Genomic DNA, 15,905 nt, shown 5'->3' with positions numbered 1-15,905 from the left:
TAGCTTGTTTTGCTTATAAGGGCTCAGTCGACTTTTTTTCATGGGATTTATTCTAAATGATTTTGAATAAATCTAGTTATCTAGTACAGCCCCAATATTTTTATCGGTTTATCTTAATATAGATTATCCTTGCCGATAAATGTAATTCAATGTAATTTACACGGCGGCCAAATATTTTCTTGCTTTGTTTGACCTATACCAAAACTTTCCTCCCCATATGCTTCCCCTGCTTTTATTTTGTGGCAAAAGTACACCGTAACGGCATACAAACATGTTTTATTTAATGTTTGAGTTTAGTGCTGGAAAATCCGGCAGATACAAAAAACCGCCCGACAGGGTACTGCGGTATATCCTACATATTCCGTTTTCCTGTTCGGGTGGTCTGCGCCGTTGTTGAGCAATTAAGGCGTCTTCGTACTATTATTTAGTGATGATGGCCGTGCGCACCGTGTACGTGACCGTGCTCGATTTCCTCGGCGGTGGCTTCGCGGATACCGTCTACGGTTGCTTTAAACAGCAGCTTCATACCGGCCAGCGGATGGTTGCCATCTACCACGGCTTTGCCGTCGGCCACATCAGTGACGCGGTAAATAATCACATCACCGGTTTCCGGATCATCGGCTTCAAACATCATGCCGACTTCCACTTCAACCGGAAACACGCTCACGTCTTCGATACGCACCAATTCCGGATCCCGCTCGCCAAAAGCGTCATCAGGAGACAAGGCCACTTCCACCGTATCGCCCACGTTTTTGCCTTGCAACGCCTCTTCCACCAACGGGAAAATACCGTCATAACCGCCGTGCAGATACACAATCGGCTCTTCGGTTTTGTCCAACAGTTGGTTATTGGCATCAAACATTTCGTAATGCAGCGATACCACTGAATTTTTAGCAATAGCCATTTAGTCGTCCTTTAATTAATCTACGGTCAAATACTACCGAAGCCTGATTCTAACACAGGCAAGCACCGGAAAATACCACTACCGCAGCCATGTAACAAAATAACAATCCGGCATGTTTTTCCGCTGCTCATACCGATAAATTGTGATAAGTTTTATAAAATTTGTTGTTTTTCCGCAACCGGACTACATCCTTTTTACAACATTGTTGACACTTTTTCTCTGCGACCGCCTAAATAGCCTGCACCACACATATTTTTATTTTAATATATTGAAAATTTTAATATTTTTTCGAAATTAAGTATTCCCCACGGATAAAAAAAAATAAAAAGGCAGCTATTCCAAGCGTTTTATTCCTCGCCATACCTACTCCGACCGCCCTTGCACGCCCTTCAGATACCGTTGCATTGGCCTGCCGTGTGGGGCATAATGAAGAAAATTCAGCAATGGATTTCTACTGTAAAGGCCATTTATGGCCGTTTTTAGTTATTTTCTGTTTTTAAATCGATTTAAGAAGGTACCAAAAAATGAAAAAATCACTGTTGGCTGCTGCTCTGTTGTCTCTGACCCTGGCTGCTTGTGGCGGTTCTCAATCTTCTACTGAAGCTGCTGCTTCTGCCGCTTCTGAAGCCGCTTCTGCTGTTGAAGCCGCTGCTTCTTCTACTGAAGCTGCTGCCGCTTCTGCTGCCTCTGCCGTTGAAGCTGCTGCTTCTACTGCTGAAGCTGCCGCTGCATCTGCTGCCGACGCTGCTGCATCTGCCGTTGAAGCCGCTGCTTCTGCCGCTTCTGAAGCCACTTCTGCTGCTAAATAATTAATATTCCTCGGAATATACGGAAAGCAGGATACTGGAAAGTATCCTGCTTTTTGTTTTTCAGACGGCATTCAAACCGTCTTTTACCCCGTTCCCTCACAGCCTTTTATGCCAACGGATGTCTTCACATCCCACTACCACAATACATATAAATAATAAAGCATTGGCTTTACATTATAATCAGATTTCCGTCTTATTCTAAACCCATCAAAACCGGCTATGACTACCACTACTCCTTTTTCAGCATTTCTCGATGCTTCTGAAATCTTAACTTCCGCGCCCGAACTCCTCATCGACCAACGTCGGCGTTTTACCTCATCGCCGGATGTGATTTTGCAGCCCAAATCCGTAGAGAGCGTGCAAAAAATCATGCGGTATTGCCATGAACACCGCATTCCCGTGATACCGCAAGGCGGCAATACCGGCTTATGCGGCGCGGCGGTCACACAAGGCGGCGTATTGCTGAATCTTTCCAAGCTCAACCGTATTCGTGACATTGATTTGGCCGACCACAGTATTACTGTGGAAGCCGGTGTGGTTTTACAGCGCGTGCAGGAAGCAGCCGAAGCAGCCGGCCGTTTGTTTCCGCTCAGTCTTGCCAGCGAAGGCTCTTGTCAAATTGGCGGCAATATTGCCTGCAATGCCGGCGGCTTGAATGTCTTACGCTATGGCACCACCCGCGATTTGGTTTTGGGATTGGAAGTCGTTTTGCCCAACGGCGAATTGATTTCCCACTTACAACCGCTGCACAAAAACACCACCGGCTATGAGCTGCGCCATCTGTTTATCGGTAGCGAAGGCACGCTGGGCGTGATTACCGCCGCCACCCTGAAACTGTTTGCCCGTCCGAAAACCACTGTAACCGCTTGGGTCGGGCTGGACGACATCGAAACCGCCGTCAAGCTGCTGACCCTGATTCAAGGCCATTTTGCCGAACGCCTGTGCAGCTTTGAATTAGTCAGCCGCTTTGCCCTAGGCTTATCCGCCGAATTCAGCCAAATCCGCCAACCGACCGACGCCGACTGGCATATTTTATTAGAACTCTCCGACTCCGTGCCCAATCCGCTATTGGCCGAGCAGTTAGCCGAATTTTTGTATCAAAACGGATTTGAAAACAGCATATTGGCGCAATCCGAACAAGAGCGTCAGGATTTATGGGCTTTGCGCGAAAACATCTCCGCTTCTCAACGCAAACTCGGCACCAGCATCAAACACGACATTGCCGTCCCCATTGCGCGCGTGGCCGATTTTGTGCGCCAATGTGAACCCGCGCTGCAAGCCGCATTCCCCGACATCCAAGTCGTCTGCTTCGGCCACCTCGGGGATGGCAGCCTGCACTACAATACCTTCCTGCCCACCATCATGAGCAATGAAGTGTATGAATATGAAGACAAAATCAACACCATTGTGTATGAGCATATTCTCGCCAACCACGGCACCATCGCCGCCGAACACGGTATCGGCACGATTAAAAACCATTGGATTCCGCGCGTACGCGGCGAAACCGAAATCTCCCTGATGAAAGCCATCAAAGCGCAAATCGACCCGCACAACATCATGAATCCGGGCAAGCTGCTGCCTTAACCTGCATACCGGCAAGGCCGTCTGAAATTTCAGACGGCCTTTGCTTAAAATTTAAGCAATTTTATTTTTCTCTGTCTTTTCAATCTCTCAGCGTATTTATCCACATCTCGTACACAAGCGCATGCACGCTGTTGCAGGATAAAACATCCCCGCCTGCATTGCCGCTTTAAAGCCACAGGCCGTCTGAAAAAATATTTCTTTTTAGTTGACAAAAGAATAATCTTATCAAAACATCATACCTGCCTATTTTTTACGCAGCTAATCTTTTCCCTTATTTTTCAATCTCCAACCCTGATTATCCACAACGGAATTCACACGAAACAGGGATAACTATACTTTTGTTAAGCCAAAATGACATTAGCCTGAAACAATCTTTCAAATCCCCACCCTATTCCAAGGGTTTGCGCTGCCAATAAAACTTATCCGTTTTCAGACGGCCTTGAAAAACTTCTCCCTCGCCACCCAACTCAAAAAGCAAAGCGCCGGACACATCCGTGCGCAGCAAAGTCGCGCCATGCGCCCGCACGCGGTTTTGTACCGCTGCCGTCGGATGACCGTAGGCATTGGCGTAGCCGCTGGAGGCGACGGCGTATTGCGGCGATACTGCGTTGAGAAACACGCCCGAAGAGGCGGAATTGCTGCCGTGGTGCCCCAGCAGCAAGACTTGGCTAAACAAGGCGCTGCCGTATTTTTCCACCAAAGCCGCCTCGCCTTTCTGTCCCAAATCGCCCGTTACCAGCAGCGCCTCACCGCCTGCCACCGCGCGTAAAATACAGCTTTGGTCGTTGTCTTCCGCGCTGCCGTTTTCAGACGGCCTCAGCAACTCGAAGGCCACGCCGTCCCATTGCCACCGCGCTTCGCGGCACAATCCGGCCTGCGGATAAAATTCAGGCTGCCCCGCCGCTATCTTATCCGGCGGCTGCGCGCGCAGGATAAACGGATAGCCGCCGTCGTGGTCGCTGTCGTGGTGCGATAAAACCGATTTATCCAAACGGCGCACGCCCAGCGCATTCAGGCTGGGCACAACGCCCGCAGAGGCGGCCTGCGCCGTGCCGGTATCAAACAGCAGCGTATGCGAGGCCGTCTGAAACAACACCGCCAAGCCTTGCCCAGCGTCCATTACCATCACGTTCAGACGGCCTTGCGCCACCGGCGCGGGGCGGTAAAAAATAAAACCGGTTAAAGCGACACAAGCCAGCGGGCGCAAGCCCGTACCGCGCGGCAGCAACAGCAGCAGGGCGGCCATCCCCGCTAACATCAACAACGGCCACGGCGCGGCGGCCACGCCCCATTCCGGCGCGATGTCCGCCAACCAGACAATCCCCCGCAGCGTATATTCCGCCAACGCCGCGCCCAAATATTGCAACGGCGCAAAAGGCAGCAGCGAGCCGAGCAGCGCCAGCGGCGTCAATACCCAAGAAAACCACGGAATCGCCACCGCATTTACCAGCGGACTCAAGAGCGGCAGCGAAGCGAAAAACCAACCCAGCAACACCACCGACCACACCGTCGCCGCCCACTGCCCGCGCACCGCCATTTGCCACGCGCCCTGTTTCAGACGGCCTGCGCCGCCCCAAATCAGCGCCGCCACCAAGCCGAACGACAGCCAAGTGCCCACACCCAAAACGGCCAACGGATCAAACAGCAACACCGCCGCCAGCGCCTGCCACCAGCCCGCCCACACCGCCGTGCCGCGTCCGCGCCACCATGCCCAGGCAAATGCCGCCAACATCAGCACGCTGCGCTGCGTCGGCACGGCAAAGCCCGCCATCAGCGCATAAAACAGCGCCCCCGCCACCCCGCCGCACAATATCCATAAGCGCGGCCGCGCCGGGGTAAACGGCAAAAAACGCAGCAGCCGCTTGAGCAACCAGCCGGCCAATACCGCAATCATGGTCACATGCAGCCCCGAAATGCTCACCAAATGAGTCAGCCCCAAAGGGCGGAACACCTGCCACAGCGCCGGCCGCAGCGCCGACTGTTCGCCTATGCTCAAGGCTTTCATCAAAGCAATGCCGTCTGAAAACGAATCTGCTGCATTGTTTTCAGACGGCATAAAGCCATGATGTTCATCATCCGAAACCGGCTGCCAGTTGCGGCTGATACGTTCGCGCCAAACCGCCAGCCCCATATTCCTGCCTGCCGATAGCATTTCGCGCCCCTTGCCGACCGTGCCCACGCCGCCTATGCCGTTGCCCAACGCCCATGCCTCGCGGTCAAAACCGCGCAGATTCACCTCGCCGATAACCGGCCGCACCCGCGCCGAAATTTTCCAGCGGCTGCCCACCGTCCACCCGCGCCCTTGATAATCCGACAGCAGCAACACAAATTCCCGCCCGTCCTTGCGCCGCGCCTTGGCCTGAAACTGCACCCGCTTTTCATCACGGCGCGGCATATCCGCCACTTCCACCGTCAGCGCCACCTGTTCGGTCTGACCCAACGGCCACTGCCGCGCCAAAGCCCGCTCCGTGCGCCATACGCCGTAGGCCGCGCCAAGCAATACCGCCAGCAGCAGCCATGCCGTCTGAAATGCACGCCCTCCCCGAAACCGCCATGCCGCCGCCGATAATACGCAAAACGCCGCCGCCCATACCTCAACAAGCGGTACGGACGGCAGCGCGAACGAGACAACCACGCCCGCCACCCAACACGGCAGCATGTAACGCAGCATAATAATTCCCTTGTGATTATTTGGTTTATGATAATTGAAAACGGTAGGGTTGTCAGCAGATGTCAAAATGCCGTCTGAAAATGGGTTTCTTATATGTTTCTTATGCTGCAATGTCGCACAAGATCTATCTCTTTTTAAAAATTCCGTTTACAATTCTTACCAATTTATCTTCTGCCCATACACCCATCTTTCTAAAATATAACATATTGACAAATAAGGAAAGTTATACTATTATGTACCGACCCGACCCGACCCGACCCGACCCGACCCGACCCGACCCTTCACTCTCACTCATTCTGGAGCAATTCCAGCAAAACGCATCAAGCCCGCGCGATAAAGGTACGGATTTCGAACACCTGATGATTCGTTACCTGCAAAACGAGCCGTTTTATCAAGACCAATATCAAAATGTTCAAACTTACGCCGATTGGGTAGCGACCCATCAGCGTGCCGCAAATAAGCAAGATTCCGGTATCGACTTGGTGGCTACCACGGCAAGCGGCGAATTTCATGCCATCCAATGTAAAAACTACTCAGCCGACTATTCCGTACAAAAGTCCGATATCGACAGCTTTTTCACCGCCTCCGGCAAAAAAGATTTCAGCCACCGAATTATCATTACCACGACCGACAAATGGTCACCCCATGCTGCCGAAGCGCTGGATAATCAGCATATCCCCGTCAGCACCATCAAGCGCAGCGATTTGGAAAACAGCGCGATTGACTGGTTGCAATATCTGCAAAAGCAGCAAATCGTCTTAAAAGACAAAAAGCAGCTCCGCCCTCATCAGTCTCAGGCGCTGAATGCGGTTTTAAACCGTTTTCAGACGGCCGAACGCGGCAAGCTGATTATGGCTTGCGGCACAGGCAAAACCTTTACTGCGCTCAAAATTGCCGAAGAGCAGGCAGGCGCAGGCAAAATGGTCTTGTTTCTCGTACCTTCTTTGGCTTTGTTGTCGCAAACCCTGACCGAATGGACACAAGAGAGCGCCATCAAATTGCACAATTTCGCCGTGTGTTCCGACAGCGAAGTCGGCAAAAAGAAAAGCGATGAAGACGAAAGCAACATCATCAGCCGCCTTTCCGATTTGCAATATCCCGCCACCACCAACGCCGCAAGTTTAACCAAACACATCAACGCGCTCAAAGCTTTAAATGACAAGAAAAACAGCGAAGCCATGACCGTTGTCTATTCTACCTACCACTCCATTGATGTGATTCATCAGGCGCAGCAGATGGGGCTGGGCGAGTTCGACCTGATTATCTGCGATGAAGCCCACCGCACCACAGGCCACACCTACGAAGGCGAATCGGATTCAAACTTTGTCAAAGTCCACAACAACGACTTTATCCGCGCCCAAAAGCGTCTTTATATGACCGCCACCCCGCGCATTTACGGCAGCGATGCGAAAAAGCAAGCCAAAGATGATGACGGCAGTGTCGTGCTGTATTCGATGGACAACCGCGACCACTTCGGCGACACGTTTTATACCATCAGTTTTTCCGAGGCCGTCAAACAAGGCTTACTGGTGGATTACAAAGTCATCGTATTGACCGTAGCCGAAGCTGAAATCAACCGCCGCTTGGAAAAATTCCTCAGTAACGGCGAAATCCACGTTGACGATGCCGCCAAAATCATCGGCTGTTGGAAAGCCTTATCCAAACAAGGATTAAGCCAAGATTTAAATGACGATTTTACCCCGATGAAACGCGCCGTTGCCTTTTGCCAAGTGATTGAAAAAAATTTCAAAGGCAAAAAACACAAAGTCAGCTCCAAAGCCATCAGTGAAATGTTTTCCGCTGTGGTGGAAGCGTATCAGGCAAGCGAAACCGATGAAGATTTGAAACAGCAGCCTTCTTACGCCCTGCATTGCGATGCCGAACATGTTGACGGCAGCATGAACGCGCTGGAAAAGCAAAGCAAAATCAACTGGCTCAAAGCCGACACGCCCGAGAATACCTGCCGCATTTTATCCAATGTCCGCTGTTTGTCAGAGGGCGTGGATGTGCCCGCTTTAGATGCCGTTTTATTTCTGACACCGCGCAATTCCGAAGTGGATGTCGTGCAGTCGGTCGGCCGCGTCATGCGCCGCGCCGAAGGGAAAAAGCGCGGCTATGTCATTCTGCCCGTCGTCATCCCCGCCGGGGTCGAGCCGGATAAAGCCTTGGATAACAACGAAAACTACCGCGTTGTCTGGCAGGTTTTAAATGCGCTGCGCTCACACGACGACCGCTTTGAAGCCATGCTCAACCAAATGCAGTTTGACGGTTCCAACGACAAAATCGAAATTGTCGCCGCCGTCAAAACCTTACAGTGCAAAAATAAAACCACTGCCAAACAAAAAAACCGCAAGCAAAGCGCAACGAAGCAACAGTATCGGGCAAAAAGGCGATTTATCCGAAGTACACGACGATTTGTTTGAATTTGAAATCGGCGAAATCGAACGCGCCCTGACCGCCAAAATCGTCAAAAAAGTCGGCAACCGCATGTATTGGGACGAATGGGCAGACGATGTTGCCAAAATCGCCCAAACGCATATCAGCCAAATGCAGGCCGTATTGGATAATCCCGACAACGGAGAAGAAATCCGCGCCTTTGAAGAATTTTTCGGCCATCTGAAACAAGACCTGAATGACAGCCTGAGCAAATCCGAAGTGGTTGAAATGCTGGCGCAACACATTATTACCAAACCGATTTTTGATGCATTATTCAAAAACGACAACTTTACCCGCCACAATCCCATGTCGCAGGCGATTGAAAAAGTGATGGCGGTGTTATACCGCAGGCAGATGGACAAAGAAAACGAACGTCTCAACGAGTTTTACGACAACGTGCGCCTGCGCGTCGAAGGTATCCGCAGCGCACAAGGCAAGCAGGAAGTCATCAAAGAGCTGTATGACAAATTCTTCAACAAAGCCTTCCCCAAACTGGCCGAGAAAATGGGGATTGTCTATACCCCGGTTGAAGTGGTGGACTTTATCATCCGTAGCGTAGAAGACGTATTGCAACAAGAATTCGGCAGCAGCCTGAATGCAAAAGGCGTGCAGATTATCGACCCCTTTACCGGCACGGGTACATTCATCACCCGCCTGCTGCAAAGCGGCCTGATTGCGCCCGAAAACCTGCCCGCCAAATATGGCGAAATCCATGCCAACGAAATGCTGCTGCTCGCCTACTACATCGCCAGTATCAACATCGAAACCACCTACCACGCGCTGGCTAATCCGCAAACTTATACCCCGTTTGACGGTATCTGCCTGACCGACACCTTCGCCATGTACGAGCCGAAAGATTTGGCCGACCATCCCGACGAAAACAGCCGCCGCCGCAAACGGCAGAAAGCATTGGATATCAAGGTAATCATCGGCAATCCGCCGTATTCCGCAGGGCAGGAAAGCGCCAACGACAACAATGCCAACACCGCCTATCCGGGTTTGGACAGAAAAATCGAGCAGACTTACGCGGCCTATTCAAGCGCAACCAACAAAAATTCGCTTTACGACAGCTATATCCGCGCCATCCGCTGGGCTTCCGACCGTATCGGTAATCAAGGCGTGATTGGGTTTATTACCAATGCCAATTTCATTGAGAAAGTTGCAATGAACGGAGTGCGTAAATGTTTAGCTGATGAGTTTTCCAGTTTATATTTTTTCCATTTACGCGGCGGTATTCGTGGAAAATCAGGCGATAGCGCAAAAAAAGAAGGTCAAAGTGTATTCAATATCATGACACCAACGGCTATTTTTCTTTTGGTTAAAAACCCTAATGCTGAAAAAACAGGACAAATCTATTTTCACGACATCGGCAGTTATTTAAAGCGTACAGATAAATTGGAAATGATTGCCGAATACCAAAGCATTAACGGCATTACCGATTGGCAAACCATTACACCTGACAGCTTTAACGATTGGCTCAATCAGCGAGATGTAAATTTCAACCAATATCCGATTTTGGGGCATAAACCGAAAAAAGGAGAGATGAAAGAGTTTGTGATTTTTGAAAATTATTCGCGTGGTGCAGAAACAGGAAGGGATGCTTGGGTATATAACTTTTCAGACGGCAGACTGTCTGAGAATATGCAAAAAATGATTGAATTTTATAATTCCGAAGTTCAGCGTTATCAAGAAACCGGAAGCAATCAAAAAGTAGAAGATTTTATCAATACGGATACCACTAAAATCAGCTGGTCAAGTAGCCTGATTCCCAAGGTAAAAAACGGTATTTTGACTTCATTTAATCAAGCAAATATCAGAATGGGAGTGTATAGACCGTTTAGCAAATTGAATGTTTATTTTGATGAAATGATAGTACACCGTGTCGGACAAATTCCTCAAATTTTCCCTACTCCCGAAAGCGAAAACTTGGTGATTTGTGTAACAGGGGCTGGAGCAAGAAAAGAATTTTCTACATTGATGAGCAATACCATTCCTGATTTGGAATTACTTGAAAAGAACCAATGCTTTCCACTCTACCTCTACGAGAAAACCGAAGCGCAGGACAACGATTTGTTTCAGACGGCCTCCGCAGGCTACCAGCGTCAAGATGCCATTAACGATAAGGCCTTGCTGCATTTCCAAGATTTTTACGGCAGCCAAACAATCGGCAAGGAAGATATTTTCTACTATATCTACGGTTTACTGCACAGCGAAACTTACCGTGAAAAATATGCGGATAATTTATCCAAGCAGTTACCACGCATTCCGCGTGTGAAAAGCGAAGCGGATTTTTGGGCGTTCGGCAAGGCCGGACGTAATTTGGCACAGTTACATCTGCATTATGAAACTGCGCCGATTTACACCCGCGTCAACATCAAGGGTTTGTCGTTGGCAGAAAACCAAATTGTCAGTGACCGTCCCGACAGCGATTTTTATGTGGAGAAAATGAAATTCGCCAAAAAAGACGACAAAACGCACGTGGTGTATAACGCAAATTTCACGATTGAAAACATCCCCGAACAGGCGTTTGACTATATCGTCAACAGCAAAAGCGCGTTGGAATGGGTAATGGAACGCCAATGCGTGAAAACCGATAAAGACAGCGGCATTGCCAACAATGCCAACGATTGGGCATTGGAAACAATGGGCAACGCCAGATACCCGCTGGAATTGTTTTTGCGGGTAATAACGGTCAGCTTGGAAACGATGAAAATCGTAAACGCCTTACCGGAATTGGTCTTGGAATAATTTAAGCTAAGCAAAAAGGCCGTCTGAAAATCCAAATTTTCAGACGGCCTCTATGCTATTTAACGAGAGTTTAGGATAAGCGTTTTAAATATTTTCATTATTTTCAGAACCATACAGCGTTTCAGCAGGCAGAAAATCGCCAGATTTTCGTCATTCCCGCGCAGGCGGGAATCCAGAAGTTTGAGCTTCTGATGCCTTGAAAACATTACAGAAATGCCGGGTTTCTGGATTCCCGCCTGCGCGGGAATGACGAATCCTCGCGGATTCTGTCTGCCGGAAGAAGTATGCTTCTAAAATTTAAAAAGATATTCTATCTGTTTATCCCGAACTCACATTAAGTAAAAAGGCCGTCTGAAAATCCGAATTTTCAGACGGCCTTTGTATTACCTATTTTTTACTGCTTACTTCGCAGCCAACTCGTCGCGCAGTTTGCGGGTGACGTTCATCATGATTTCCAACTGCTCGATGGTTTCTTTCCAACCGCGGGTTTTCAGGCCGCAGTCAGGGTTGACCCACAGGCGTTCTACCGGCACAACTTCCATCGCTTTGCGCAGCAGACGCTCGACTTCGGCTTCGGTCGGCACGCGCGGGCTGTGGATGTCGTACACGCCCGGGCCGATGTCGTTGGGGTATTTAAATTCGCCGAACGCGGTCAGCAATTCCATGTCGGAGCGTGAAGTTTCGATGGTAATCACGTCTGCATCCATCGCGGCAATCGCGGGCAGGATGTCGTTAAACTCGGAATAACACATATGGGTGTGGATTTGGGTACTGTCTTCGCAAGCTGTTGACGACAGGCGGAAGGCTTCGCCCGCCCAAGCCAAGTAAGCATCCCAATCGGCGCGTTTCAAGGGCAAACCTTCGCGGATGGCCGGTTCGTCGATTTGGATGATTTTGATGCCGGCTTTTTCCAAATCCAACACTTCATCATTCAAGGCCAAGGCGATTTGTTTGCACACGGTGGCGCGCGAAATGTCGTTGCGCACGAAAGACCATTGCAAGATCGTTACCGGGCCGGTCAGCATGCCTTTCATCGGTTTGTCAGTCAGGGTTTGCGCGTAAGTTGACCAAGCCACGGTCATGGCTTCGGGGCGGCTCACGTCACCGAAGATAATCGGCGGTTTCACGCAGCGGCTGCCGTAGCTTTGCACCCAGCCGTATTGGGTAAAGGCAAAGCCGCTCAACAGCTCGCCGAAGTATTCCACCATGTCGTTGCGCTCGGCTTCGCCGTGTACCAAGACATCCAAGCCCAGTTTTTCCTGCTCTTGCACCACCAGAGCGATTTCTTTTTTCATCGCGGCTTCGTAGTCGGCAGCGCTCAATTCGCCTTTTTTGAAGGCAGCACGCGCTTGGCGGATTTCGGTGGTTTGCGGGAACGAGCCGATGTTGGTGGTCGGCAAAAGCGGCAGGTTCAACCAAGCCTGTTGCGCTTTGAGGCGGGTAGCAAACGGCGATTTACGTTGGTCGGCACCTTCAGGCAGTTCGGCCAAGCGTTTGGCTACGTCATCGCGGTGGATTTCGGCGCTGCCCGCGCGGGAATCGGCGGCGGCTTGGCTGGCGGCCAATTCTGTGGCAACGCTGTCGCGGCCGTTGTCCAAAGCGGCTTTCAATACGCGCAATTCATCGGTTTTTTGCAGGGTGAAGGCCAGCCAAGAATACAGGTTGGGCTTGTTGGCTTGCAGTTTTTCTTCCACCGACAAATCGTAAGGGGTGTGCAGCAGCGAGCAGGAAGAAGCAATCCACAGACGATCACCCAGTTGCGCTTTCAGCGGCTCAAGGGTATCCAAAACTTGATTCAAGTTGGCACGCCAGATATTGCGGCCGTCAATCACACCGGCAGACAAGACTTTGTCGTAATCGGCAAAGGCGGAAAGCTGTTCAGGCGCACGCACTAAGTCGATGTGCAGGCCGTCAACCGGCAAGGCTTTCAGCAGGTCGGCATGTTCGGCAACTGAGCCGAAATAAGTAGCCAGCAAAATTTTGGCTTTTACTTGGCTCAAAGCGGCGTATGCTTCTTTGTAGGCGACAACCCATTCTTGCGGCAAATCCACAGCCAGCGCAGGTTCGTCGATTTCAATCCACTCTGCACCGGCTTCGGCCAATGCGGTCAGCAGTTCTACATAAACCGGCAGCAGTTTCGGCAGCAGGCTCAGACGGTCGAAATCGGTATCGCCTTTTTCTTTACCAATCCACAGGAAGGTCAGCGGGCCGACGATGGTCGGTTTGGCTTGCAAGCCCAGCGCTTGCGCTTCTTGCAGCTGTTGCAGATAGTGCGCAGCATTGGCTTTAAATTCGGTATCGGCGTGGAACTCGGGCACCAAATAATGGTAGTTGGTGTCAAACCATTTGGTCATTTCAATGGCGAATTGCTCTTTGTTGCCGCGCGCCAGTTGGAAATATTGTTCCAAGGTCAGGTTTTGGCTGTCAAAGCCGAAACGGGCGGGAATCGCGCCGGTAGCGACTTGCAAATCCAAAATATGGTCGTAAAAGGTAAAGTCGGCAACGGCCACAAAATCAGCGTTGGCGGCAGCTTGGTGTTTCCAGTTTTTCTCACGCAAATCTTTGGCGACATCCAACAGTTCTTGCTCGCCCAGCTCTTTGCGCCAGTATTTTTCTTGGGCGAATTTCAATTCGCGGAATGCTCCGACGCGCGGGAAACCTAAAAAGTGCAATGTTGTCATGTTTTTCTCCTGATGGAATGAAAAATTAAAAAATAATAATGGGTTAAATTTTTCAGGCGGCCTGTTGGTGATACGGGCGCACGCCTAAGGTATGGCAAATCGCGTAAGTCAGCTCGCTGCGGTTGAGCGTGTAGAAGTGAAAATCTTTCACGCCCTCGCGCGACAATACTTTGACCTGATCCATGGCAATGCTGGCGGCCACCAGATTGCGCGTGGCCTGGTCGTTGTCCAAACCTTCATACATATGCGCCAGCCAGTTGGGGATGGTGACATTGGTCACTTGCGCCATTTTGCCCAACTGCTTGAAATTGGTAACCGGCAGGATACCTGGGATAATTTCGGCTTCAATACCCACCATCACGCAGCGGTCGCGAAAACGCAGATAACTTTCAATGTCAAAGAAAAACTGCGTGATTACATGCGTCGCACCGGCATCGATTTTACGTTTCAAATTAATCAAATCGGCTTGGGCGGATTTGGCTTCGGGATGGCCTTCGGGATAAGCCGCCACCGCAATATCAAAATCGGCCACGCTGCGCAGCAGTTTTACCAAATCTTCGGCATACACCGACGGTTTGCCGCAACCGGCCGGAACATCGCCGCGCAATGCCACGATATTGCGGATACCGCTGTCCCAATACTCGCGGGCAATTTGGCGCAATTCATCGGCGGTGGAATCGATACAGGTCAGGTGCGGCGCCGCTTCGATACCGGTTTTCTGCTTGATTTGCTTCACAATGCTGTGGGTACGCTCACGCTCGCCGGAATTTGCGCCGTAAGTCACCGACATAAATTTCGGATTCAGACATTTCAGGCGGTTGATGGAGTTCCACAACAGGGTTTCCATCTCTTCGGTTTTCGGCGGGAAAAATTCAAATGAGACGTTGATGTCGTCACCCAAATCGGCAAGGCTGTTGTTCAGCTCGCTGATGCCTCTGGCGTATTGAATCATGATGTGTACCTCTCTGCTGCGCGTTGGTGTTTTGTTGAAGCCATATTAAATTCACCCTTAAAATGAGTCAATTTCAAATTTTTCCAGTTTTTCATGAATTATTTTAATAAAAGACCAAAGCATTTGTAAAAAACGGCCGAATCAGGAATTCCCCCTTGATTCGGCCGTTTTTTTAAATTTCTCCACATTTTCCCTAAACCTTCGTCAATATCCCTTCTAAATCCCCATTTCATTAGGCGATGTCGTCTTTTTAGGCGGCAACAGACATACTTATTCTATTGTCCTTTTTCAAGATTGCTAAAATTTTATTTATTACAAAGAAATAAGGCCGTCTGAAAATTTTTCAGACGGCCTTTTATTAAAATAACACGCTTATCACTTATTTTTTAGCGGCGCGGTTCAATTTAGCGGTAGCCGCTTTATCCAAAACGCATTCTTTAAACAGAATTTCATCCACAACTTCCTGTTTGCCGTTCACAGTTGTGGTTGCGCGTTGGGTCAGCATATTGCCGTCCACTTTATCTACATTGGCTGCGTTAGCTTTGGTTGTAACCCATCCGTTGCCATTGCCCCAGAAGCCGTTGTAGTCATTGATGCCGATAACGCGGTACATAGTCGGCGACAGTTGGTCTTTGTATTTTGCTTGAGCCGCAACGACTTCGCCGCCTTTGATACCGTACATTACAGTCAAAGGCTGAGTGCCGCATTTGTAAGCCACTTCTTTTTTAGCGTCGATAGAATCCACTTGCATGGTCTGCGGCTCAACCGGAACCTGTTTCGCCGGCGCTTGCGCGGTTGTTTTGGCAGTAGGTTTGCTGGCGGGTTTGGCTTTCTCGCCGCCGAAAGTGCTACATGCAGACAAGGCCACCATTGCCAATACCGCAGCAGCCGTCATTTTTACATTTGCATTCATCAGTTTGCTCCATTTCTGAAAATTAAACATCGGACTGTGCCGAACACTCGTGTTATACCTTAACAGAGATTGCCGCCTTTGTCTTGCCCCCTATCGCAGCTACTGGCGGCAAACGGCTTGAGAATGGACAACAATATATTTAAAAACAAGTCGTTCGGCCGTCTGAACCAAAAGCAAAACTGCTTGAAATCAAGTAAAGATTCATCC

General features: G+C 50.0%; 9 protein-coding genes. 4 read left to right on the top strand and 5 right to left on the bottom strand.

What is annotated here, in order from left to right; all coding sequences use genetic code 11:
* Positions 1–424 precede the first annotated feature (424 nt).
* Positions 425–904, bottom strand: coding sequence for an FKBP-type peptidyl-prolyl cis-trans isomerase (locus tag J2T37_RS02225; RefSeq protein ID WP_253353563.1), 480 nt, complete (start codon positions 902–904; stop codon positions 425–427).
* Between the two features lie 524 nt (positions 905–1,428).
* Here J2T37_RS02225 and J2T37_RS02220 point away from each other — a divergent pair.
* On the top strand, positions 1,429–1,713 hold the full coding sequence (locus J2T37_RS02220) for a hypothetical protein (protein ID WP_253353562.1): 285 nt from the start codon (positions 1,429–1,431) through the stop codon (positions 1,711–1,713).
* 219 nt (positions 1,714–1,932) lie between these two features.
* Positions 1,933–3,297, top strand: a complete 1,365-nt coding sequence (locus J2T37_RS02215; RefSeq protein WP_253353561.1) for an FAD-binding oxidoreductase — start codon at positions 1,933–1,935, stop codon at positions 3,295–3,297.
* Positions 3,298–3,685: 388 nt separating this feature from the next.
* Here the strand turns inward: J2T37_RS02215 and J2T37_RS02210 are convergent, their stop codons facing one another.
* Positions 3,686–5,968, bottom strand: coding sequence for a DNA internalization-related competence protein ComEC/Rec2 (locus J2T37_RS02210; RefSeq protein WP_253353560.1), 2,283 nt, complete (start codon positions 5,966–5,968; stop codon positions 3,686–3,688).
* 233 nt (positions 5,969–6,201) lie between these two features.
* Here J2T37_RS02210 and J2T37_RS02205 point away from each other — a divergent pair, with 233 nt between their 5' ends.
* Together J2T37_RS02205 and J2T37_RS02200 are read left to right on the top strand one after the other, a co-directional pair.
* Positions 6,202–8,391 carry a restriction endonuclease gene (locus J2T37_RS02205; RefSeq protein ID WP_253353559.1) on the top strand — a complete coding sequence of 730 codons (2,190 nt, stop codon included), beginning with the start codon at positions 6,202–6,204 and terminating at the stop codon, positions 8,389–8,391.
* A complete protein-coding gene (locus tag J2T37_RS02200; RefSeq protein WP_253353558.1) occupies positions 8,384–11,152 on the top strand; it encodes a type ISP restriction/modification enzyme in 2,769 nt (922 codons plus the stop codon). The genes J2T37_RS02205 and J2T37_RS02200 overlap by 8 nt, the downstream gene beginning before the upstream one ends.
* A 401-nt stretch (positions 11,153–11,553) precedes the next feature.
* On the opposite strand, the gene metE is transcribed toward J2T37_RS02200, so the two are convergent.
* From metE to J2T37_RS02185, 3 genes are all read right to left on the bottom strand, one after another.
* A complete protein-coding gene (metE, locus tag J2T37_RS02195; protein ID WP_253353557.1) occupies positions 11,554–13,833 on the bottom strand; it encodes a 5-methyltetrahydropteroyltriglutamate--homocysteine S-methyltransferase in 2,280 nt (759 codons plus the stop codon).
* A gap of 52 nt (positions 13,834–13,885) precedes the next feature.
* A complete protein-coding gene (metF, locus tag J2T37_RS02190) occupies positions 13,886–14,782 on the bottom strand; it encodes a methylenetetrahydrofolate reductase (protein WP_253353569.1) in 897 nt (298 codons plus the stop codon).
* A gap of 382 nt (positions 14,783–15,164) precedes the next feature.
* The gene (locus tag J2T37_RS02185; RefSeq protein WP_253353556.1) at positions 15,165–15,698 is read right to left on the bottom strand and encodes a hypothetical protein; all 534 of its coding nucleotides are present in this window, start codon (positions 15,696–15,698) and stop codon (positions 15,165–15,167) included.
* Positions 15,699–15,905: the final 207 nt, after the last annotated feature.

The organism is Neisseria perflava, from assembly GCF_024170405.1.
GTDB lineage: Bacteria > Pseudomonadota > Gammaproteobacteria > Burkholderiales > Neisseriaceae > Neisseria > Neisseria perflava_B.
This window is presented reverse-complemented; position numbering and strand designations above follow the sequence as displayed.